The organism is Streptomyces sp. ID05-39B (genome assembly GCF_033794725.1).
Taxonomy (GTDB): domain Bacteria; phylum Actinomycetota; class Actinomycetes; order Streptomycetales; family Streptomycetaceae; genus Streptomyces; species Streptomyces bobili.
The window spans coordinates 42119-59793 of sequence record NZ_JARGEF010000018.1 but is presented as its reverse complement, the minus strand read 5'-3'; the positions used below and the strand labels follow the sequence as shown (position 1 = coordinate 59793).

The window sequence follows — 17675 nt, the reverse complement described above, 5'->3', positions numbered from 1 at the left end:
CTCCACCTCCGCCTGCCGTTCCGTGCCCCCCTCAGCCCCGACAACCTCTTCGGGCACCTCGCGGCGACCGCCGTGCCGGGGGTGGAGGAGTGGCGGGACGGGACGTACCGGCGCACGCTGCGGCTGCCGTACGGGCACGGGATCGTGGGGCTCGCCCCGCGCCCCGACCACATCGCCTGCCGGCTCACCCTCAGTGACCTGCGGGATCTCACCGTCGCCATCAGCCGCTGCCGGCGGATGCTCGACCTGGACGCCGACCCCGTAGCCGTCGACGACCAGTTGCGCACGGATCCGCTGCTCGCCCCGCTGGTGGACAAGGCGCCGGGCCGTCGCGTCCCGCGCACCGTGGACGAGGCGGAGTTCGCCGTGCGGGCGGTCCTCGGGCAGCAGGTGTCCACGGCGGCGGCCCGTACCCACGCGGCCCGTCTGGTCACCGCGCACGGGGACGCCGTGGACGACCCGGAGGGCGGTCTCACCCACCTCTTCCCGACGCCCGAGGCGCTCGCCGGCGTCGATCCCGGGTCCCTGGCGATGCCGCGCACCCGTCGTACGACGTTCATCAGTCTTGTCGAGCAACTCGCCGACGGCAGGCTGAAGTTGGGGGTGGAATCCGACTGGGAGGAGGCCCGTGCCCGGCTCCTGGCGTTGCCCGGCTTCGGCCCCTGGACGGTCGACGTCATCGCGATGCGGGCGCTCGGCGACCCCGACGCCTTCCTCCCCACCGACCTCGGAGTGCGGCGCGCGGCGCAGCAGTTGGGCCTGCCCTCCACACCCGCGGCGCTCACCGCCCGCGCCGCGGCGTGGCGCCCCTGGCGGGCGTACGCCGTCCAGTACCTGTGGGCGACCGACAGCCACCCGATCAACTTCCTTCCGGCCTGAGCACGTTCACGAACGGACGCACCATGAAGCGGCACACCGTCATCGACAGCCCGTACGGACCCCTCACGCTCGTCGCCGACGCCGGCGTCCTGTGCGGCCTCTACATGACCGAGCAGCGGCACCGCCCGCCAAAGGAGAGCTTCGGTCCGCGCGACGACACCCTCTTCGCCGACACCGAGGCGCAGTTGGAGGCCTATTTCGTGGGGGAGTCGAAGGAGTTCACGCTCCCGCTCCGCCTGCACGGCACGCCGTTCCAGCGCACGGTCTGGGAGGCCCTGCGGCAGATCCCCTACGGCGAGACACGCACCTACGGCGAACTCGCCGAGGCTCTCGGCAACCCGGCCGCCTCCCGTGCCGTGGGTCTCGCCAACGGCCGTAATCCGGTCGGCATCATCGTGCCCTGTCACCGTGTCGTCGGCGCGAACGGCAGCCTCACCGGCTACGGCGGCGGCCTGGAGCGTAAGCAGCGGCTGCTGGACTTCGAGAGTGGACGGGCTGCCGCCGTCCTGTTCCAGCCCTTGTTTCCGGCCCCGGTGAACAACGCAACAGCGGTGGACGCCAAGAGCTGATCTTGCCGTCCGGCAGAACGACCACGATGTCGCGGGCAGGCGGTGGCACCTCGAGAGGCCCCGCCGCCTGCCCGCCGGGACGTTGTGTCAGTCCACGGCGAGCCTGTCCACGAGGAGTTTCACCCGCTGTCCGGTGTTCTCCGGCGGCAGTCGTCCGGCCCGGGTCAGGGTCACCAGGCCGTGCAGGGAGGCCCAGAACGTCTCGGTGAACAGCCCCGGGTCGACGCCGTCCCCGGCGACCTCGCCGAGGCTCTCCAGCAGCGCCGCGAAGGCGTCCTTGAGAGGTGCCGGGGTGTCCTCGTGCGCGTACGCGAGGCCGCCGTCGAGCTGGAAGATGGCGTCGTAGACCGCCGGGTTGCGTTCGGCGAAGTCGAGGTAGGCGCGCGCGAGGGCTGCGACCCGCTCGCGCGGGCCGTCCACGGCGGCGGTCGCGGCACGCACCGCCGCGGCCATCTCCGTGGAGCCCTGGAGGGCGACGGCGCCGATGATCTCCCGTTTGCCGCGGAAGTGGCTGTAGAGGACGGGCTGGCTGTATTCGATGCGCTCCGCAAGCCGGCGCGTGGTGACCGCGTCCCAGCCCTGCTGCTCGGCGAGTTCGCGGGCCGTCGCCACGATGAGACGTTCGCGGCCCGCCCTTTCGCGCTCCTTGCGTTCCTGTACCGACATGATTCGATTCTAGCATCGCTAGACAACGGAGCGGCAGCAGTACTAGCGTTGCCTCGTCAGCTATCAATGCTAGATACCCAGAGGGGTCACCGTGCTCAACACACTCGAGGCCGTCACCACCGTGGTCGTCGGCGTGATGGTGGGGGTGGAGTTCTCCGTCGCCTTCGTCATGAACCCGATCCTCAACGCGCTCCCCGAGGACGGCCGTCAACTCGGCCACGCCCACGGGGGCCGGATGCTCGGCGCCGTGATGCCGGTCTGGTACATCGGCTCGCTCGCCCTCGTCGCGGTCTGGGCCGTCGCCGGACGGCACCACCCCGGCACCGGCCTCGTCGTCACCGCCGGCGCGCTGCTCCTCCTCAGCGTGGTCATGTCGATCCTGCTGCTCGTCCCGATCAACAACCGGAACAAGACGTGGACCCCGGAGAACCGGCCCGCCGACTGGAAGCGGCAACTGCAGCGCTGGGAGCGCCTCCACTACGTCCGCGTGGCCGTCATCATCGCCGCCTTCACCCTGCTCGTCGCAGCCCTCGTCTGACCCCGCGGGCTCACGCGCCCGGTCATCAGCCGCAACCGCGCGGCCGTGCGCCCGACAAGGCTTCGGATTGCGACTGCGCAGATCGACTCCATGCAGGGGGCGCACGGTCCGGTGTCGTGTTCCCGCCTTCCCAGTGTTCATGTGCATGAACAACAATCACATGCACGACCGTTGACGCGACCATGGCAAGCGCTTACCTTCCAGAATTAAGCGTTTTGGTCATCTGCGTGCGCCGCCCGGTCGTCAGCCATGTTCACGATGTCGAACCAGCCGTATGGTCGCACCGGCCCGCCGCAGAGAAAAGGGGTCAGCGAACCCCACCGTCGGACGAGCCGCAACCACCTGGAGAGAGAACGATGCAACGGAGACCCGTCATCGCGTGCGTCGGCCTGCTGGCCGGCACACTCGTCGCGTTGTCCGGCAACACGGCGCAGGCAGCGTCCACCCGCTACGAGGCCGAGAGTTCCCCGGCGGTCTGCACCGGCACCATCGACTCCGACTGGGCCGGCTACTCCGGCAGCGGATTCTGCAACGCCACCAACGCGGTCGGCGCGTACGCGCAGTTCACCGTGAACGCCTCCGCCGCCGGCACGGCGACGCTGAGCGTCCGCTTCGCCAACGGGACCACCGCCGCACGGCCCGCGACCCTCACGGTCAACGGCGGGTCGGCCACCACCGTCTCCTTCGAAGGCACCGGCGCCTGGGGCACATGGGTGACGAAGACGCTTTCGGTGCCGGTCGGTGCGGGCACCAACACCATCCGGCTGAGCCCCACCGGCGCCGCCGGACTGCCCAACATCGACTATCTCGACGCGGAAGTGGGCGGCACCACCACCCCGCCCTCGGCAACCGCTCTCTACGTGGCGCCGAACGGCACCGACGGCGCGGCCGGGACCCAGGCGGCGCCCACCACGCTCACCTCGGCGATCAGCCGCATCACCCCCGGCGGCACGATCTACCTGCGCGGCGGGACGTACCGGCACGCGCAGACGGTCACCATCCCGGCGGGCAACAACGGCACCGCCGCCGACCGCACCGAGCTGCTCGCCTACCCCGGTGAGACGCCGGTCCTGAACTTCTCGGCCCAGGCCGAGGACCCCGCCAACCGCGGCCTCGCCGTCAACGGGTCGTACTGGCACGTCAAGGGGATCGTGGTCGAGCGCGCCGGGGACAACGGGATCTTCGTCGGCGGCAGTAACAACATCTTCGAGCGCACGGTGACGCGCTTCAACCGCGACACCGGCCTGCAGCTCTCGCGGATGCTGTCCAGCACCCCCAGCAGCCAGTGGCCGTCGAACAACCTCATCCTGAGCGCGGAGTCGCACGACAACGCCGACTCCGACGGTGAGGACGCCGACGGCTTCGCCGCCAAGCTCACCAGCGGCCCCGGGAACGTATTCCGGTACGCCGTGGCGCACAACAACATCGACGACGGCTGGGATCTCTACACCAAGCCGGACACCGGCCCGATCGGTGTGGTGACCATCGAGGACTCCCTCGCCTACGACAACGGCACCCTCAGCGACGGCTCCCAGGCCGGTAACGGTGACCGAAACGGTTACAAGCTCGGCGGCGAGGACATCGGCGTCAACCACATCGTCCGGCGGAGCATCGCCTACCACAACGGCAAGCACGGCTTCACCTACAACAGCAACCCCGGCTCCATGAAGGTGTCGGACAACATCAGCATCGACAACGCCCAGCGCAACTTCAACTTCGACGCCGGCACCTCGGTGTTCACCAACAACACCTCCTGCCGCAGCGGCAGCGGCACCAACGACCGGATCATCGGCAGCGCCGACAGCACCAACCAGTTCTGGTCCGGCACGAACGGCTCCCGCTGCTCGTCCTACGGCGGAGCCCTGCACTGGTCCTACGCCGCGGACGGCCGACTGGTCGTCACCTTCGGCGGCTGAGCCGAACCTCAGCGGCCACCAGGCCGTGCACGCGGCCCACTTCGACGCCCCGACGGCCCTCACCGGCCGCCGGGGCGTCACCGTCTCACTCCCCCGGCCCTGCTAGCCGATGACGCTCCAGCGCACCACCGCGGCACCCGCCATCACCAGCGCCGGCCCGATCCACCACCACCGCACGACCTGTCGCACCGACGGCATCGACCACAACGCCACCACCGCGCCGGCGGCCCCGATGGTGAGGAGGCAGGACAGCTCGATCCCGCGGTAGGCGTCGTCGTCCCAGGGGCCGGACGGACGGATGGTCAGCGCCGTCCAGCAGAAGGCGGCCCCGAGGAGCGTGAACAGGGTGATCGGAACGGCGAGCACGAGGCGCAGGCAGCCGCGGTCGTCGCCGGGGTGGTAGGAGTCGGTCATCAGCGCGCTGCTTTCCTGGCCTGGTCCGGGTCGTCGCTGGGTAGGGGCCGCATGTCCGCGCGCACAGCGGGCTTTCAGGAACCGTTTTCGACGCCCGGGGCACCCGGACCACGGGGGCCACCCAGCTCACTCACTCGCTCCCTCCAGCCCGCCCGGCATGCCCAGCCCGCCCAGCACCGAGGGCAGGGCCGTGCCGATGGGCTGCCGGATCACCTCGTCGGCGATCTCGTCGTACGGTGTCGGCTCGGCGTTGACGATGACCAGCCGGGCCCCGTGGTCGGCGGCGACCTGGGCGAGGCCCGCCGCCGGATGCACCTGGAGGCTGCTGCCGACGGCGATGAAGACCTGGCAGGCCTTGGTGATGGCGAGAGCCTCGCCCAGCACCACCGGGTCGAGGCGCTCGCCGAACATCACGGTCGCCGGCTTCAGGACGCCGCCGCAGCCCCGGCACGGCGGATCGTCCTCGCCGGCGTCGAGGCGGGCCAGGGCGTTCTCCATGGGCCCGCGCGCATGGCAGCGCGTGCACACGAACTTCCGTGCGCTGCCGTGCAGTTCGACGACCTTGCGGGCGGGCAGCCCGGCGAGCTGATGCAGCCCGTCCACGTTCTGGGTGACCACCCGCACCGGCACCCCCGAGCGCTCCAGCTCGACGATCGCCCGGTGCGCGGCGTTCGGCTCGGCCGCCAGTACGCCGTTCTGCCGCCGCATCCGCCAGGACCGGCGGCGGATCTCCGGATCACCCATGTAGTACGCGTAGGTGACGAGCTTCTCCGCCTCCGGGTCCCGCCGCCACAGCCCGTCCGGGCCGCGGTAGTCGGGGATGCCCGAGTCCGTGGAGATACCGGCTCCGGTGAGGAGGGCGACGAGGGGCTTGGTCATGACGGCGAGGGTAGGCCGGGCGATCCGGTGCCCGCGAACGGATATCGCACGGCCCGCGCCGGTGCTACCGTCCCGGCATGGCTAAGGTCACCATCTCCCTCGATGCCGATCTCGTCGTCGAGGTCATGGTGCTCACCGGTGTGGGCAGCCCTCAGGACGCCGTCGAACTCGTGGTGCGCGACTACATCGAGCGCGGTCACCGCACCGAGGCGCGGACCGCGACCCGCGACGAGGCGTTGCGCGCGGTGGACGTCAAGCCGCGTGACGTGGAGGGATGAGGCAGGCCCCGCACGGAGCCGCCGCCGGCAAGCCCGCCGCCCCCACGCCCGCCGCCGGCAGGCGCACCGCGCCCCCGGATCACACCACCCGTTGGCCGTTCTCCAGCTCCGCCGTCCCCGAGCCGGCCGCCAGGACGTCCAGCGCGGCCAGCACCCGATGACCGAGGGAACCCAGGAGGTGGTCGGTGATCTCCTCGCGTGGCACCAGCCGCCAGGACAGCAACTCCTCATCCTGCAGCCGGATGGACTTGAGCTCCTCCTCGTCGAGGACTCCGCCGTCGTACACGTATGCCACCAGCGGCGGCCGGTTCGGGCCCTGCACCCAGTCGACGGCGAGCAGCCGGCCGGGTTCGCGATCGAGGCCGATCTCCTCCAGCGTCTCGCGGCGCGCGCCCTGGCGCGGGGTCTCACCGTCGTCGGACTCGACCGTGCCGCCCGGAAGCGCCCACCCGGCACGGTAGTTGGGCTCGACCAGCAGCACCCGCCCCCGCTCGTCGCGGAAGAGCGAGGCGGCGCCGGCCAGGACGCGGGGCAGCGAGGCGATGTACGTGGCGTAGTCAGCAGTGGTCACCCTCGCAGGCTATCCAGTACCCGTGCGGCATGCGGAAGCGACCGGAACCCCAGGAAGCGGCCGGAAGTGATGGAAGCTAGAAACACGAAGTAACAGAATGGAAGCCGGATGGAGCCGGATAGCGGCGGATGGCGGCGACCGGCGTGATCATGGAACGTCCGCCCCCACCAGCCGCAGCGTGCGCTCCGCCAGCTCGCTGATCCGCACCCCGTCGAAGCCGAAGACGGCACTGCGCACGGTGTCCCGCAGCGGTTCGGTCCACTGCGCGGGGATCGCCGCCGCCCCCGTCAGCACCCCGGCCACGGAACCGGCCGTCGCCCCGTTGGAGTCGGTGTCCAGGCCGCCCCGCACGGTGAGGGCGATGGTGCGGGTGAAGTCCCCGTCGCCGTAGAGCAGTCCGGCGGTGAGGACGGCGGCGTTGGGGACCGTGTGGATCCAGCCCAGGCCCGCCGTCTCGCGAGCCACCGTGCTGAGGGTGTCCTCCCAGCTCAGGCGGGTGCCGTGGAGGGAGGTGACCCGGCGTACCGTCCGGGCGAGGCGGCTGCTCGCCGGTATCACCGCCAGCGCCTCGTCCACGGCTTGCCGCACCGTGGGCGCGGTGAACGCCGCCGACACCAGCGCCGCCGCCCACATGGCGCCGTAGACCCCGTTGCCTGTGTGTGAGAGCACCGCGTCCCGGCGGGCGAGGCCGGCGGCGCGGCGGGGGAGACCGGGACTGGTCCAACCGTGGATGTCGGCCCGGATCAGGGCGCCGATCCACTCCTGGCAGGGGTTGTCGTACGTCGCCGTCAGCGGCGGCTTCAGCCCGTTCGCGAGATTGCGGTACGCCGCGCGCTCCGCGGTGAACGTCTGCAGATACGGCAGCCGCAGCAGCCACAGGTCGCCGACCTGCTCGGTGCTGAAGCCGAAGCCGTGGGTCTCCAGGAGGTCAAGGCCGAGGATGGCGTAGTCGATGTCGTCGTCGCGGCAGCTGCCGTGGACGCGGCCGCGTACGCACTGGCGCCACTCGGGGCGCAGGGGCGGGCCGTCGTGGTCGGCGGCCGGTTCGGGCAGGTAGTCGGTGAGCGGGAGGGCGTCGGCCCGCCGCAGATAGCGGTCGATGCGCTCGCGCGTCCACAGGTCGCCCTCCTCGACCGGCTTGCCCAGCATGTTGCCGGCGATCCGGCCCAGCCAGCCGCCGAGGACGCGGTCGGGGAGTCCGGGCGCGTTGCCCACAGGGGTCATGCTTGCGGTCTACCCATTCCGCGGCGGCCCGCGCCACGCCCAGCCGCCACGCTCAGCCGCCACGCCCAGCCGCCGCGCCAGCCGTCGGCGCCCCCACGCCCGCCCCGGTCCAGGCGCGCTCAAGGCCACAGGGGAGGCCCTTCGCCGCTGTTCACGGCGCGGACAGGGCATGACGGAGGGGGCGTCCTGCGGTTAAGGTCGCAGCGGCGCGACTGGCCCCGATGTGCGGGCCCGGAGAGCAAGGGGATGCAAGTGGCGGACGCCGGAGGGCAGGGCACTCGCAGGGTGCTCGTGGCCGCGGACAAGTTCAAGGGCTCGCTGACGGCCGTGGAGGTCGCCGAGCGGGTGACGGCCGGACTGCGCCGGGCCCTGCCGGAGGTCGAGGTGGAGGCGCTGCCGGTCGCCGACGGCGGCGACGGCACGGTCGCCGCGGCGGTCGCCGCCGGATTCGAGCGCCGTGAGGTACGGGTCGCCGGTCCCCTCGGGCAGGAGGTCACCGCCGCGTTCGCGCTGCGCGGCGACACCGCCGTCGTGGAGATGGCCGAGGCGAGCGGGCTGCAACGCCTGCCGGCCGGCGTGTTCGCCCCGCTGACGGCCTCCACGTACGGCTCCGGGGAACTGCTGCAGGCGGCGCTGGACGCGGGCGTCCGCACGATCGTGTTCGGGGTCGGCGGCAGCGCCACCACGGACGGCGGCGCGGGCATGCTGACCGCGCTGGGCGCCCGCTTCCTGGACGCGGACGGTGAGCCCGTCGGACCGGGCGGCGGCGGACTCGCCGGCCTGGCGACCGCGGACCTCTCCGGCCTCGACGCCCGCCTCACCTCCGTCGAACTCGTCCTCGCCAGCGACGTCGACAACCCGCTGACCGGCCCGAAGGGAGCCCCGGCGGTCTACGGCCCGCAGAAGGGCGCCTCCCCGGACGACGTGGCGGCGCTGGACGCGGCCCTCGCGCACTTCGCCAAGGTGCTTCAGACCTCGGTCGGCCCGCGCGCCGCCGAGTACGCCGAAGCGCCCGGTGCGGGTGCCGCGGGCGGTATCGGGTACGGCGCTCTGCTGCTCGGCGCCCGGTTCCGCGCCGGCATCGAGGTCATGCTCGACGTGCTGGGGTTCGCGCACGCGCTGGAGCGGGCCGAGCTGGTGATCACCGGTGAGGGTTCCCTCGACGAGCAGACCCTGCACGGCAAGGCGCCCGCGGGAGTGGCCGCGGCCGCGCGCGCGGCCGGCAAGGAGGTCGTCGCGGTGTGCGGCCGCCTCGCGCTGCCGCCGGAGGCCCTGGGCCGGGCCGGGATCAGGCGGGCCTATCCGCTCACGGACGCCGAGCCGGACATCGCCAAGTGCATCGCCGAGGCCGGCCCCATCCTGGAGCGCGTCGCGGAACAGATCGGGCGCGACTTCCTGACGTGACGTGACGTGACCTGACGGCACCCGACGTCATCTGACCTGGGCAGACGAGACGCGGACGGGGGGACGGCCTCGGCCCCCAGGCCGCTACGCCAGCTCTGTGAGTTCACCGCACGCGTCCCTGAAGCAGTTGCCGGCCTTGTGGCCGTACACCGCTGCCGTTCTTGAACCACCGCTTCGAGACGTGGTGCACGGTCTTGGCGGTGACCTCCCACACCAGGCAGTGGCCCGCGTTGCCCGGCCAAGGGCACGGTGCGGATGCCCTCGAACGCGAAACGGGTGTGGCCCGGACCTCGAAGGCCCGGGCCACACCCGTCGAATCGTGCGAGCGCTACGGCAGCTGCGCCGCCCGCGCCTCGCGGCGGTTGCCACGGAAGTTGTTCACCCGGCGGGCCGTGGCGAACAGCGGGATGACCGCGCCCATGACCAGCTGGAGCGCGCAGCCCGTCTGCAGGAGCAGCTGGCCGCCGGGGGCGTCGAAGGCCCAGGCGGTCAGCAGGCCCATCGACAGCACGATCCAGCCGAGCATCGCGCCGGCCAGGCGGCCCCGCGGCTTGGGGTACTCGACCCGGCTCACCATCAGCCAGGCGGTGCCCAGGATGGCCAGGAGCGTCGCCACGAAGGGCAGCTCGAGGAGCACGATCGAGACGACCGTCAGCGCGCCGAACGGTGATGGCATGCCCTGGAACATGCCGTTCGGTGGTGTCACACAAGAGAAGCGCGCGAGTCTGAGCACCACCGCCAGCAGCACGACGATCGCCCCGACCGCGGCCACTCTCTGGTAGGCGCCGTCCGCCACCATGCCGTAGACGAGGACGAAGTACGCCGGTGCCAGGCCGAAGCTGATCAGGTCGGAGAGGTTGTCCAGCTCCGCACCCATCGGCGACGAGCGCAGCTTGCGCGCGACCAGGCCGTCGAACAGGTCGAAGACCGCCGCGCACAGCATCAGGATGACCGCGGTGGCCGCGCTGTTGCGCGCCATGCCCGATTCCTGGCTGCCGGTGAGGTCCGGGATGAGGATGCCGGTGGTGGTGAAGTACACCGCCATGAAGCCGCACGTGGCGTTGCCGAGGGTGAGGGTGTCCGCTATCGACAGGCGGAGCGAGAGGGGCATCTCCTCCTCTTCGTCCACCTCGTCGGCCTCGGGCACCCAGCCCGTCTGGGTTTCCGGGTCAATCACGGTCAATGCGAGTCACCCCTGCCACAGTCTTCTGCCCCACCTCGACCGCGACGTCCACGCCCTCGGGCAGGTAGATGTCGACACGTGAACCGAAGCGGATCAGGCCGATCCGCTCGCCCTGCTCGACCTTCGTGCCCTCGGGGAGGTAGGGGACGATACGGCGGGCGACGGCGCCGGCGATCTGGATCATCTCGATGTCACCGAGTTCGGTGTCGAAGTGCCAGACGACGCGCTCGTTGTTCTCGCTCTCCTTGTTGAAGGCCGGCACGAACCCGCCGGGGATGTGCTCGACCGACGTCACGGTGCCGGCCAGCGGGGCGCGGTTGACGTGGACGTTGAGCGGGCTCATGAAGATCGCGACGCGGGTCCGTCCGTCCTTCCACGGCATGATGCTCTGCACCACACCGTCGGCAGGGGAGATGACCCTGCCGGACGCGATCTCTCGTTCGGGGTCGCGGAAGAACCACAGCATGCCCGCCGCGAGAGCGGTGGCGGGCACGGCGACGGCCTTGGCGACGCCCGAGCGGCGGGCGCGGACCAGGCTGACGGCGGCGGTGGCGACGGTCGGGAGGAGCCACGGCGATGCTCCGCGCGCAAGGCGTACGCCGGCCAGGCTGTCGCGAGGTGCAGAGGTTTGGCTGTGGGGCATGGATGACCTTCGTAGCGAATGATGCCGCGCTTCGACGGGGGGACGGCGGCTTTCCCGCGATCGTAGCGGTTCGGGGCCGCAACTGGGTAAGCCGGAAAGCCGAGTCGATGGCGGAAGCGGGTTGACGGGGTGTGATCTTCTTCTCGAAGAAAACACCCCCAACCGGACATCTAGCCCTGGAATCGATACTCTTCGAGCAGCCTGCGGCCGATGATCATCTTCTGGATCTCGGCGGTTCCTTCACCGATGAGCAGCATCGGGGCCTCGCGGTAGAGGCGCTCGATCTCGTACTCCTTGGAGAAGCCGTAGCCGCCGTGGATCCGGAAGGCGTCCTCCACGACCTCCTTGCAGTACTCGGAGGCGAGATACTTCGCCATCCCTGCCTCAAGGTCGTTTCGTTCCCCCGAGTCCTTTTTGCGCGCGGCGTTCACCATCATGGCATGGGCGGCCTCGACCTTGGTAGCCATCTCGGCCAGTTTGAACTGGATGGCCTGGTGCTGGGCGATCGGCTTGCCGAAGGTGTGGCGCTGCTGGGCGTAGCTCACGCCCAGCTCGAAGGCACGCTGGGCGACGCCGCAGCCACGCGCGGCGACGTTGACGCGGCCGACCTCCACGCCGTCCATCATCTGGTAAAAACCGCGGCCGGTGACCCCGCCGAGCACGCGGTCGGCGGGAATGCGCAGGCCGTCCATGATCAGCTCGGTGGTGTCGACGCCCTTGTAGCCCATCTTGTCGATCTTGCCCGGGATGGTGAGGCCGGGGCGGACCTCGCCGAAGCCGGGCTCCTTCTCCACCAGGAAGGTGGTCATCGACTTGTGGGGCGCGGACCCCTCGGGGTGTCCTTCGTCACTTCGCACGAGAACGGCCACCAGAGAGGACGTACCGCCGTTCGTCAGCCACATCTTCTGGCCGTTCAGGACGTACTCCTCGCCGTCCTTCACCGCCTTGGAGGTGATCGCCGAGACGTCCGAGCCCAGACCCGGCTCCGACATCGAGAACGCGCCCCGGATGTCGCCGGCCGCCATCCGCGGCAGGAAGTGGTCCTTCTGCTCCTGCGTGCCGTGCTGCTTGAGCATGTACGCCACGATGAAGTGCGTGTTGATGATGCCGGAGACGGACATCCAGCCGCGGGCGATCTCCTCGACGCACAGCGCGTACGTCAGGAGCGACTCACCCAGACCCCCGTACTCCTCGGGGATCATCAGGCCGAACAGGCCCAGCTCCTTGAGGCCGTCGACGATCTGCTGCGGGTACTCGTCGCGGTGCTCCAGTTCGGTGGCGACCGGGAGGATCTCCTTGTCCACGAAATCGCGGACGGTGGCGAGGATCTCCTGCTGGACGTCGGTCAGACCTGCGGTCTGGGCGAGGCGCGCCATGACTACTTCTCCTGCTCCTTGAGCTGGGGGCGGCCGGGCTGCTCGCCGCCGCGCTCCTTGATGTACGTCTCGGTCGGCACCATCACCTTGCGGCGGAACACGCACACGAGCGTGCCGTCCTGCTTGTAGCCCTTGGTCTCGACGTGGACGATGCCGCGGTCGTTCTTCGACTTCGACGGCCACTTGTCGAGCACGGTCGTCTCGCCGTAGAGGGTGTCGCCGTGGAAGGTCGGCGCCACGTGCCTGAGCGACTCGATCTCCAGGTTGGCGATCGCCTTGCCCGAGACGTCGGGCACGGACATGCCGAGCAGCAGGGAATAGATGTAGTTCCCGACGACGACGTTCTTGCCGAAGTCCGTCGTGTGCTCCGCGTAGTTGCTGTCCATGTGGAGCGGGTGGTGGTTCATGGTGAGGAGGCAGAAGAGGTGGTCGTCGTACTCGGTGACCGTCTTCCCGGGCCAGTGCTTGTAGACCGCGCCGACCTCGAACTCCTCGTAGGTGCGTCCGAACTGCATCGCGCTCAGCCCTCCGGGATCTCGAACTTGGTGGTGCGCCGCATGCCGGCCGCGCGGCCCTTGCCGGAGATGACCAGGGCCATCTTGCGGCTGGCCTCGTCGATCATCTCGTCGCCGAGCATCGCCGAGCCCTTCTTGCCGCCCGCCTCGGAGGTGTAGTAGTCGTACGCGTCCAGGATCAGCTCGGCGTGGTCGTAGTCCTCCTGGGACGGCGAGAAGATCTCGTTGGAGGCCTCGACCTGGCCCGGGTGCAGCACCCACTTGCCGTCGAAGCCGAGTGCGGCGGCGCGCTGGGCGACCGCGCGGTAGCCGTCGACGTTGCGGATCTGGAGGTAGGGGCCGTCGATCGCCTGGAGGTCGTTGGCGCGGGCGGCCATCAGGATCTTCATGAGGATGTAGTGGTAGGCGTCCGCCGGGTAGCCGGGCGGCTGCTCGCCCACGACCAGCGACTTCATGTTGATCGACGCCATGAAGTCGGCCGGGCCGAAGATGATCGTCTCGATGCGGGGGCTGGCCTGGGCGATCTCGTTGACGTTGTTGAGGCCCTGGGCGTTCTCGATCTGCGCCTCGATGCCGATCCGGCCGACCTCGAAGCCCATCGTCTTCTCGATCTGGGTCAGCAGGAGGTCCAGCGCCATGACCTGCTGGGCGCTCTGCACCTTCGGCAGCATGATGCAGTCCAGGTTCGGGCCCGCGCCCTCGACGACCGTGACGACATCGCGGTACGTCCACTCGGTCGTCCAGTCGTTGACGCGCACGACCCTCGTCTTGCCCGTCCAGTCACCCTCGTTGAGGAACTTGACGATGGTGTGCCGCGCCTCGGGCTTGGCGAGCGGGGCGCACGCGTCCTCCAGGTCGAGGAAGACCTGGTCGGCCGGGAGGCCCTGCGCCTTCTCCAGGAAGCGGGGATTGCTGCCCGGAACCGCGAGACACGAGCGGCGGGGACGCAGACGGTTGACGGTCATGCGGGGACCTCCAGGGGGTCGAGCGTGAGCGGGTCGAGCTTGTTCGCTGTGCGGATCTCGTCGACTATGCGGCCGATGATCGCGGTGATGTCGAAGTCCTTCGGGGTGAACACGGCTGCCACTCCCGCGGCCCGCAGTTGTTCGGCGTCCCCGCCTGGGATGATGCCACCGGCGATCACCGGAATGTCTGTGGCACCGGCCACACGGAGCCGTTCGAGGACATCGGGCACCAGCTGGGCGTGCGATCCGGACAGGATCGACAGGCCGACGGCGTGCACGTCCTCGGCGACGGCCGCGTCCACGATCTGCTCAGGCGTCAGCCGGATGCCCTGGTAGACCACCTCGAAGCCGGCGTCACGCGCGCGTACGGCGATCTGCTCGGCGCCGTTGGAGTGCCCGTCCAGGCCGGGCTTGCCGACCAGGAAGCGCAGCTTGCCGACGCCCAGGTCCTGGGCGGTCAGGGCGACCTTGCGGCGCACCTCGGACATGGCCGAGCCCTCCTCGGCGGGGACCGCCACCGGCGCCGACGAGACGCCCGTCGGGGCGCGGAACTCACCGAACACCTCACGCAGGGCCCCGGCCCACTCGCCGGTCGTGGCACCGGCACGGGCGCACTCCAGGGTGGCCTCCATGAGGTTGCCGGTGCCCTTGGCGGCCTCCTTCAGCTTCTCCAGCGCCTTGCAGGGGCGCGGATGGTTGAAGGGCGGCTGGTAGCGGGTGTCGCGCCACTTCTGGAGGGAGGCGATCACCCGCGCCTCGACGGCCGGGTCGACCGTCTGGATCGCCGTGTCGAGATCGGCGGTCAGCGGGTTCGGCTCGGTCGTCTCGAAGACGTTGACGCCGACGATCTTCTCCTGGCCGGACTCGATACGGCCCCTGCGCTCGGCGTGGGAGGAGACCAGCTGCGACTTGAGGTAGCCGGACTCGACGGCGGCCATGGCGCCGCCCATCTCCTGGATCCGCTCGATCTCGGTGAGCGATGCCTCGACGAGCTCGCCCACCTTCGCCTCGATCACCTTCGAGCCCTCGAAGATGTCCTCGTACTCCAGCAGGTCGCTCTCGTAGGCCAGCACCTGCTGCATGCGCAGCGACCACTGCTGGTCCCAGGGACGGGGCAGGCCCAGCGCCTCGTTCCAGGCAGGCAGCTGCACGGCACGCGCGCGTGCGTCCTTGGAGAGGGTCACGGCCAGCATCTCCAGCACGATCCGCTGGACGTTGTTCTCCGGCTGCGCCTCGGTCAGGCCGAGGGAGTTGACCTGGACGCCGTAGCGGAAGCGGCGGTGCTTGGGGTTCTCGATGCCGTAGCGCTCACGGGTGACGCGGTCCCAGATGCGGCCGAAGGCGCGCATCTTGCACATCTCCTCGACGAAGCGGACACCCGCGTTCACGAAGAAGGAGATGCGGCCGACGACGTCGCCCATGCGCTCCTGCGGGACCTGGCCGCTGTCGCGGACCGCGTCCAGCACGGCGATCGCCGTCGACATCGCGTACGCGATCTCCTGGACCGGTGTGGCTCCCGCCTCCTGCAGGTGGTAGCTGCAGATGTTGATCGGGTTCCACTTGGGCATGTGGGAGACCGTGTACGCGATCATGTCGGTCGTCAGACGCAGGCTCGGCCCGGGCGGGAAGACATGGGTGCCCCGGGACAGGTACTCCTTGACGATGTCGTTCTGGGTCGTGCCCTGGAGCAGGGTGATGTCCGCACCCTGCTCCTCGGCGACGACCTGGTAGAGCGCCAGCAGCCACATGGCCGTGGCGTTGATCGTCATCGAGGTGTTCATCTGCTCCAGGGGGATGTCCTGGAACAGCCGGCGCATGTCACCGACGTGCGCGATCGGCACGCCGACCCGGCCGACCTCGCCGCGGGCGAGGACGTGGTCGGAGTCGTAGCCGGTCTGGGTCGGCAGGTCGAACGCCACCGACAGGCCGGTCTGGCCCTTGGCGAGGTTGCGCCGGTACAGCTCGTTGGACGCCTCGGCGGTGGAGTGGCCGGCGTAGGTCCGCATCAACCACGGCCGGTCCTTTTCCCTCCGTGCACCGGAGGACTGACGCTCTGTCATCTTCGACCTCAGATGTTCCGGAAGCGGTTGATGGCGTCGATGTGCTGCGCGCGCTTGGCCTCGTCGCGCACACCGAGCCCCTCCTCGGGGGCCAGGCAGAGCACGCCCACCTTGCCCTGGTGGAGGTTGCGGTGCACGTCGTAGGCGGCCTGGCCGGTCTCCTGAAGGGAGTAGACCTTCGACAGCGTCGGGTGGATCTTTCCCTTCGCGACGAGCCGGTTGGCCTCCCAGGCCTCGCGGTAGTTGGCGAAGTGCGAGCCGACGATCTTCTTGAGGGACATCCACAGATAGCGGTTGTCGTACTCGTGGTTGTAGCCGGAGGTGGAGGCGCAGGTGACGATGGTGCCGCCCTTGCGCGTGACGTACACGGAGGCGCCGAAGGTCTCGCGGCCCGGGTGCTCGAAGACGATGTCCACGTCCTCGCCGCCGGTCAGTTCGCGGATGCGCTTGCCGAAACGCTTCCACTCCTTGGGGTCCTGGGTGTGCTCGTCCTTCCAGAACTTGTAGTCCTCGGCGGTGCGGTCGATGATCGCCTCGGCGCCCATGGCCCGGCAGATGTCCGCCTTCTGCTCGCTGGAGACGACACAGATGGGGTTGGCGCCGCCGGCCAGCGCGAACTGCGTGGCGTAGGAGCCGAGTCCGCCGCTCGCGCCCCAGATGAGCACGTTGTCGCCCTGCTTCATGCCGGCGCCGTTGCGGGAGACCAGCTGCCGGTAGGCGGTGGAGTTGACCAGGCCCGGGGCGGCGGCCTCCTCCCAGCTGAGGTGGCCGGGCTTGGGCATCAGCTGGTTGGACTTGACCAGGGCGATCTCGGCGAGGCCGCCGAAGTTGGTCTCGAAGCCCCAGATGCGCTGCTCGGGGTCGAGCATCGTGTCGTTGTGGCCGTCGCTGGACTCCAGCTCGACGGACAGGCAGTGGGCGACGACCTCGTCGCCGGGCTTCCAGGCGTTGACGCCGGGGCCGGTGCGCAGGACGACGCCCGCGAGGTCGGAGCCGATGATGTGGTACGGCAGATCATGGCGCCTGGTCAGCTCGCTGAGCTTGCCGTAGCGCTCCAGGAAGCCGAAGGTGGCCATCGGCTCGAAGATCGACGTCCACACGGAGTTGTAGTTGACCGAGGAGGCCATCACGGCCACCAGGGCCTCACCCGGGCCGAGTTCCGGCACCGGCACGTCGTCCAGGTGGATCGACTTGCGGGGGTCCTTGTCGCGGGTGGCGAGCCCGGCGAACATCTCCGTCTCGTCCTTGTGCACGGTGATCGCGCGGTACGACTCGGGGAGCGGCAGAGCGGCGAAGTCGTCCGGGGTCGAATCCGGCGACTGGATCGCGTCCAGGATGTCCTTCACGGTCACGGTATTGCCTCCGGCGGTGAGCGCCCTGAGGGAGGGGCGCTGAGGGTTACGGCGGTGCTGCTGAGGGTGGATGGGGGTGTGCCGTCGGTTCGGCGGGTGTGTGGTCCGGCAGCGCTTTGTGGCGCGGGAGGTTGCCTGTGACGCAGGCGTCCGGGCGCGCAGGCCATGAGCTTGCGGGGACAGCCGGCGTACGAAAGGTCTCTGCACGCCGGCCGCCCGGACTCCTTCAACGTATGACACGGC

General features: G+C 70.1%; 18 protein-coding genes. 6 read left to right on the top strand and 12 right to left on the bottom strand.

Annotation, left to right across the window (positions count from 1 at the left end; genetic code table 11):
• The coding region (locus P1P75_RS07245) for an AlkA N-terminal domain-containing protein (protein ID WP_319252679.1) at positions 1-879 on the top strand (879 nt) is incomplete at its 5' end.
• Positions 880-902: 23 nt separating this feature from the next.
• Positions 903-1448 (top strand): methylated-DNA--[protein]-cysteine S-methyltransferase, encoded by a 546-nt coding sequence (locus tag P1P75_RS07240; protein ID WP_319252677.1) that lies wholly within the window; start codon positions 903-905, stop codon positions 1446-1448.
• An 87-nt stretch (positions 1449-1535) separates the two neighbouring features.
• On the opposite strand, the gene P1P75_RS07235 is transcribed toward P1P75_RS07240, so the two are convergent.
• Complete coding sequence (locus P1P75_RS07235; protein WP_319252675.1) at positions 1536-2114, bottom strand: TetR/AcrR family transcriptional regulator; 579 nt, start codon at positions 2112-2114, stop codon at positions 1536-1538.
• Between the two features lie 91 nt (positions 2115-2205).
• Here P1P75_RS07235 and P1P75_RS07230 point away from each other — a divergent pair, with 91 nt between their 5' ends.
• Both P1P75_RS07230 and P1P75_RS07225 read left to right on the top strand, forming a co-directional pair.
• Positions 2206-2652: a DUF1772 domain-containing protein gene (locus tag P1P75_RS07230; RefSeq protein WP_319252673.1), complete on the top strand. Its 447-nt coding sequence runs from the start codon at positions 2206-2208 to the stop codon at positions 2650-2652.
• Positions 2653-3008: 356 nt separating this feature from the next.
• Positions 3009-4568: a carbohydrate-binding protein gene (locus tag P1P75_RS07225; RefSeq protein ID WP_319252671.1), complete on the top strand. Its 1560-nt coding sequence runs from the start codon at positions 3009-3011 to the stop codon at positions 4566-4568.
• A 102-nt stretch (positions 4569-4670) separates the two neighbouring features.
• On the opposite strand, the gene P1P75_RS07220 is transcribed toward P1P75_RS07225, so the two are convergent.
• Both P1P75_RS07220 and P1P75_RS07215 read right to left on the bottom strand, forming a co-directional pair.
• On the bottom strand, positions 4671-4982 hold the full coding sequence (locus P1P75_RS07220; protein ID WP_319252669.1) for a hypothetical protein: 312 nt from the start codon (positions 4980-4982) through the stop codon (positions 4671-4673).
• Positions 4983-5108: 126 nt separating this feature from the next.
• Positions 5109-5861, bottom strand: coding sequence for a Sir2 family NAD-dependent protein deacetylase (locus P1P75_RS07215; RefSeq protein WP_319252667.1), 753 nt, complete (start codon positions 5859-5861; stop codon positions 5109-5111).
• Between the two features lie 77 nt (positions 5862-5938).
• Here P1P75_RS07215 and P1P75_RS07210 point away from each other — a divergent pair, with 77 nt between their 5' ends.
• Positions 5939-6139, top strand: a complete 201-nt coding sequence (locus P1P75_RS07210) for a type II toxin-antitoxin system VapB family antitoxin (protein WP_319252665.1) — start codon at positions 5939-5941, stop codon at positions 6137-6139.
• A gap of 79 nt (positions 6140-6218) precedes the next feature.
• Here the strand turns inward: P1P75_RS07210 and P1P75_RS07205 are convergent, their stop codons facing one another.
• Both P1P75_RS07205 and P1P75_RS07200 read right to left on the bottom strand, forming a co-directional pair.
• Entirely contained in the window at positions 6219-6710 is a 492-nt protein-coding gene (locus P1P75_RS07205; RefSeq protein ID WP_319252663.1) for an NUDIX hydrolase, read from the bottom strand.
• Between the two features lie 147 nt (positions 6711-6857).
• Positions 6858-7934: an ADP-ribosylglycohydrolase family protein gene (locus P1P75_RS07200; protein WP_319252661.1), complete on the bottom strand. Its 1077-nt coding sequence runs from the start codon at positions 7932-7934 to the stop codon at positions 6858-6860.
• A 246-nt stretch (positions 7935-8180) separates the two neighbouring features.
• Between P1P75_RS07200 and P1P75_RS07195 the strand changes: the two genes are divergently transcribed.
• Complete coding sequence (locus tag P1P75_RS07195) at positions 8181-9338, top strand: glycerate kinase (protein ID WP_319252659.1); 1158 nt, start codon at positions 8181-8183, stop codon at positions 9336-9338.
• Between the two features lie 328 nt (positions 9339-9666).
• On the opposite strand, the gene pssA is transcribed toward P1P75_RS07195, so the two are convergent.
• The 7 genes from pssA to ccrA all read right to left on the bottom strand — a co-directional run bounded on the left by pssA (position 9667) and on the right by ccrA (position 17432).
• Positions 9667-10485, bottom strand: coding sequence for a CDP-diacylglycerol--serine O-phosphatidyltransferase (gene pssA / locus P1P75_RS07190; RefSeq protein ID WP_086767005.1), 819 nt, complete (start codon positions 10483-10485; stop codon positions 9667-9669).
• A 22-nt stretch (positions 10486-10507) separates the two neighbouring features.
• A complete protein-coding gene (locus P1P75_RS07185) occupies positions 10508-11164 on the bottom strand; it encodes a phosphatidylserine decarboxylase (protein ID WP_319252657.1) in 657 nt (218 codons plus the stop codon).
• A 170-nt stretch (positions 11165-11334) separates the two neighbouring features.
• Positions 11335-12540 carry an acyl-CoA dehydrogenase family protein gene (locus tag P1P75_RS07180; RefSeq protein WP_319252655.1) on the bottom strand — a complete coding sequence of 402 codons (1206 nt, stop codon included), beginning with the start codon at positions 12538-12540 and terminating at the stop codon, positions 11335-11337.
• A gap of 2 nt (positions 12541-12542) precedes the next feature.
• Positions 12543-13055 (bottom strand): MaoC family dehydratase, encoded by a 513-nt coding sequence (locus tag P1P75_RS07175; protein WP_319252654.1) that lies wholly within the window; start codon positions 13053-13055, stop codon positions 12543-12545.
• A gap of 5 nt (positions 13056-13060) precedes the next feature.
• On the bottom strand, positions 13061-14020 hold the full coding sequence (locus tag P1P75_RS07170; protein ID WP_319252652.1) for a CoA ester lyase: 960 nt from the start codon (positions 14018-14020) through the stop codon (positions 13061-13063).
• Positions 14017-16080 (bottom strand): protein meaA, encoded by a 2064-nt coding sequence (locus P1P75_RS07165; RefSeq protein ID WP_319252650.1) that lies wholly within the window; start codon positions 16078-16080, stop codon positions 14017-14019. The genes P1P75_RS07170 and P1P75_RS07165 overlap by 4 nt, the downstream gene beginning before the upstream one ends.
• A gap of 8 nt (positions 16081-16088) precedes the next feature.
• Entirely contained in the window at positions 16089-17432 is a 1344-nt protein-coding gene (ccrA, locus tag P1P75_RS07160; RefSeq protein WP_319252648.1) for a crotonyl-CoA carboxylase/reductase, read from the bottom strand.
• Between the last annotated feature and the right edge of the window lie 243 nt (positions 17433-17675).

Excerpts from the sequence above, each read along its gene's own strand:
- P1P75_RS07240 (WP_319252677.1), top strand. The coding sequence starts at position 903 with ATGAAGCGGCACACCGTCATCGACAGCCCGTACGGACCCCTCACGCTC.
- P1P75_RS07235 (WP_319252675.1), bottom strand. The coding sequence starts at position 2,114 with ATGTCGGTACAGGAACGCAAGGAGCGCGAAAGGGCGGGCCGCGAACGT.
- P1P75_RS07225 (WP_319252671.1), top strand. The coding sequence starts at position 3,009 with ATGCAACGGAGACCCGTCATCGCGTGCGTCGGCCTGCTGGCCGGCACA.
- P1P75_RS07220 (WP_319252669.1), bottom strand. The coding sequence starts at position 4,982 with ATGACCGACTCCTACCACCCCGGCGACGACCGCGGCTGCCTGCGCCTC.
- P1P75_RS07215 (WP_319252667.1), bottom strand. The coding sequence starts at position 5,861 with ATGACCAAGCCCCTCGTCGCCCTCCTCACCGGAGCCGGTATCTCCACG.
- P1P75_RS07210 (WP_319252665.1), top strand. The coding sequence starts at position 5,939 with ATGGCTAAGGTCACCATCTCCCTCGATGCCGATCTCGTCGTCGAGGTC.
- P1P75_RS07200 (WP_319252661.1), bottom strand. The coding sequence starts at position 7,934 with ATGACCCCTGTGGGCAACGCGCCCGGACTCCCCGACCGCGTCCTCGGC.
- P1P75_RS07195 (WP_319252659.1), top strand. The coding sequence starts at position 8,181 with ATGCAAGTGGCGGACGCCGGAGGGCAGGGCACTCGCAGGGTGCTCGTG.
- P1P75_RS07185 (WP_319252657.1), bottom strand. The coding sequence starts at position 11,164 with ATGCCCCACAGCCAAACCTCTGCACCTCGCGACAGCCTGGCCGGCGTA.
- P1P75_RS07180 (WP_319252655.1), bottom strand. The coding sequence starts at position 12,540 with ATGGCGCGCCTCGCCCAGACCGCAGGTCTGACCGACGTCCAGCAGGAG.
- P1P75_RS07175 (WP_319252654.1), bottom strand. The coding sequence starts at position 13,055 with ATGCAGTTCGGACGCACCTACGAGGAGTTCGAGGTCGGCGCGGTCTAC.
- P1P75_RS07170 (WP_319252652.1), bottom strand. The coding sequence starts at position 14,020 with ATGACCGTCAACCGTCTGCGTCCCCGCCGCTCGTGTCTCGCGGTTCCG.
- P1P75_RS07165 (WP_319252650.1), bottom strand. The coding sequence starts at position 16,080 with ATGACAGAGCGTCAGTCCTCCGGTGCACGGAGGGAAAAGGACCGGCCG.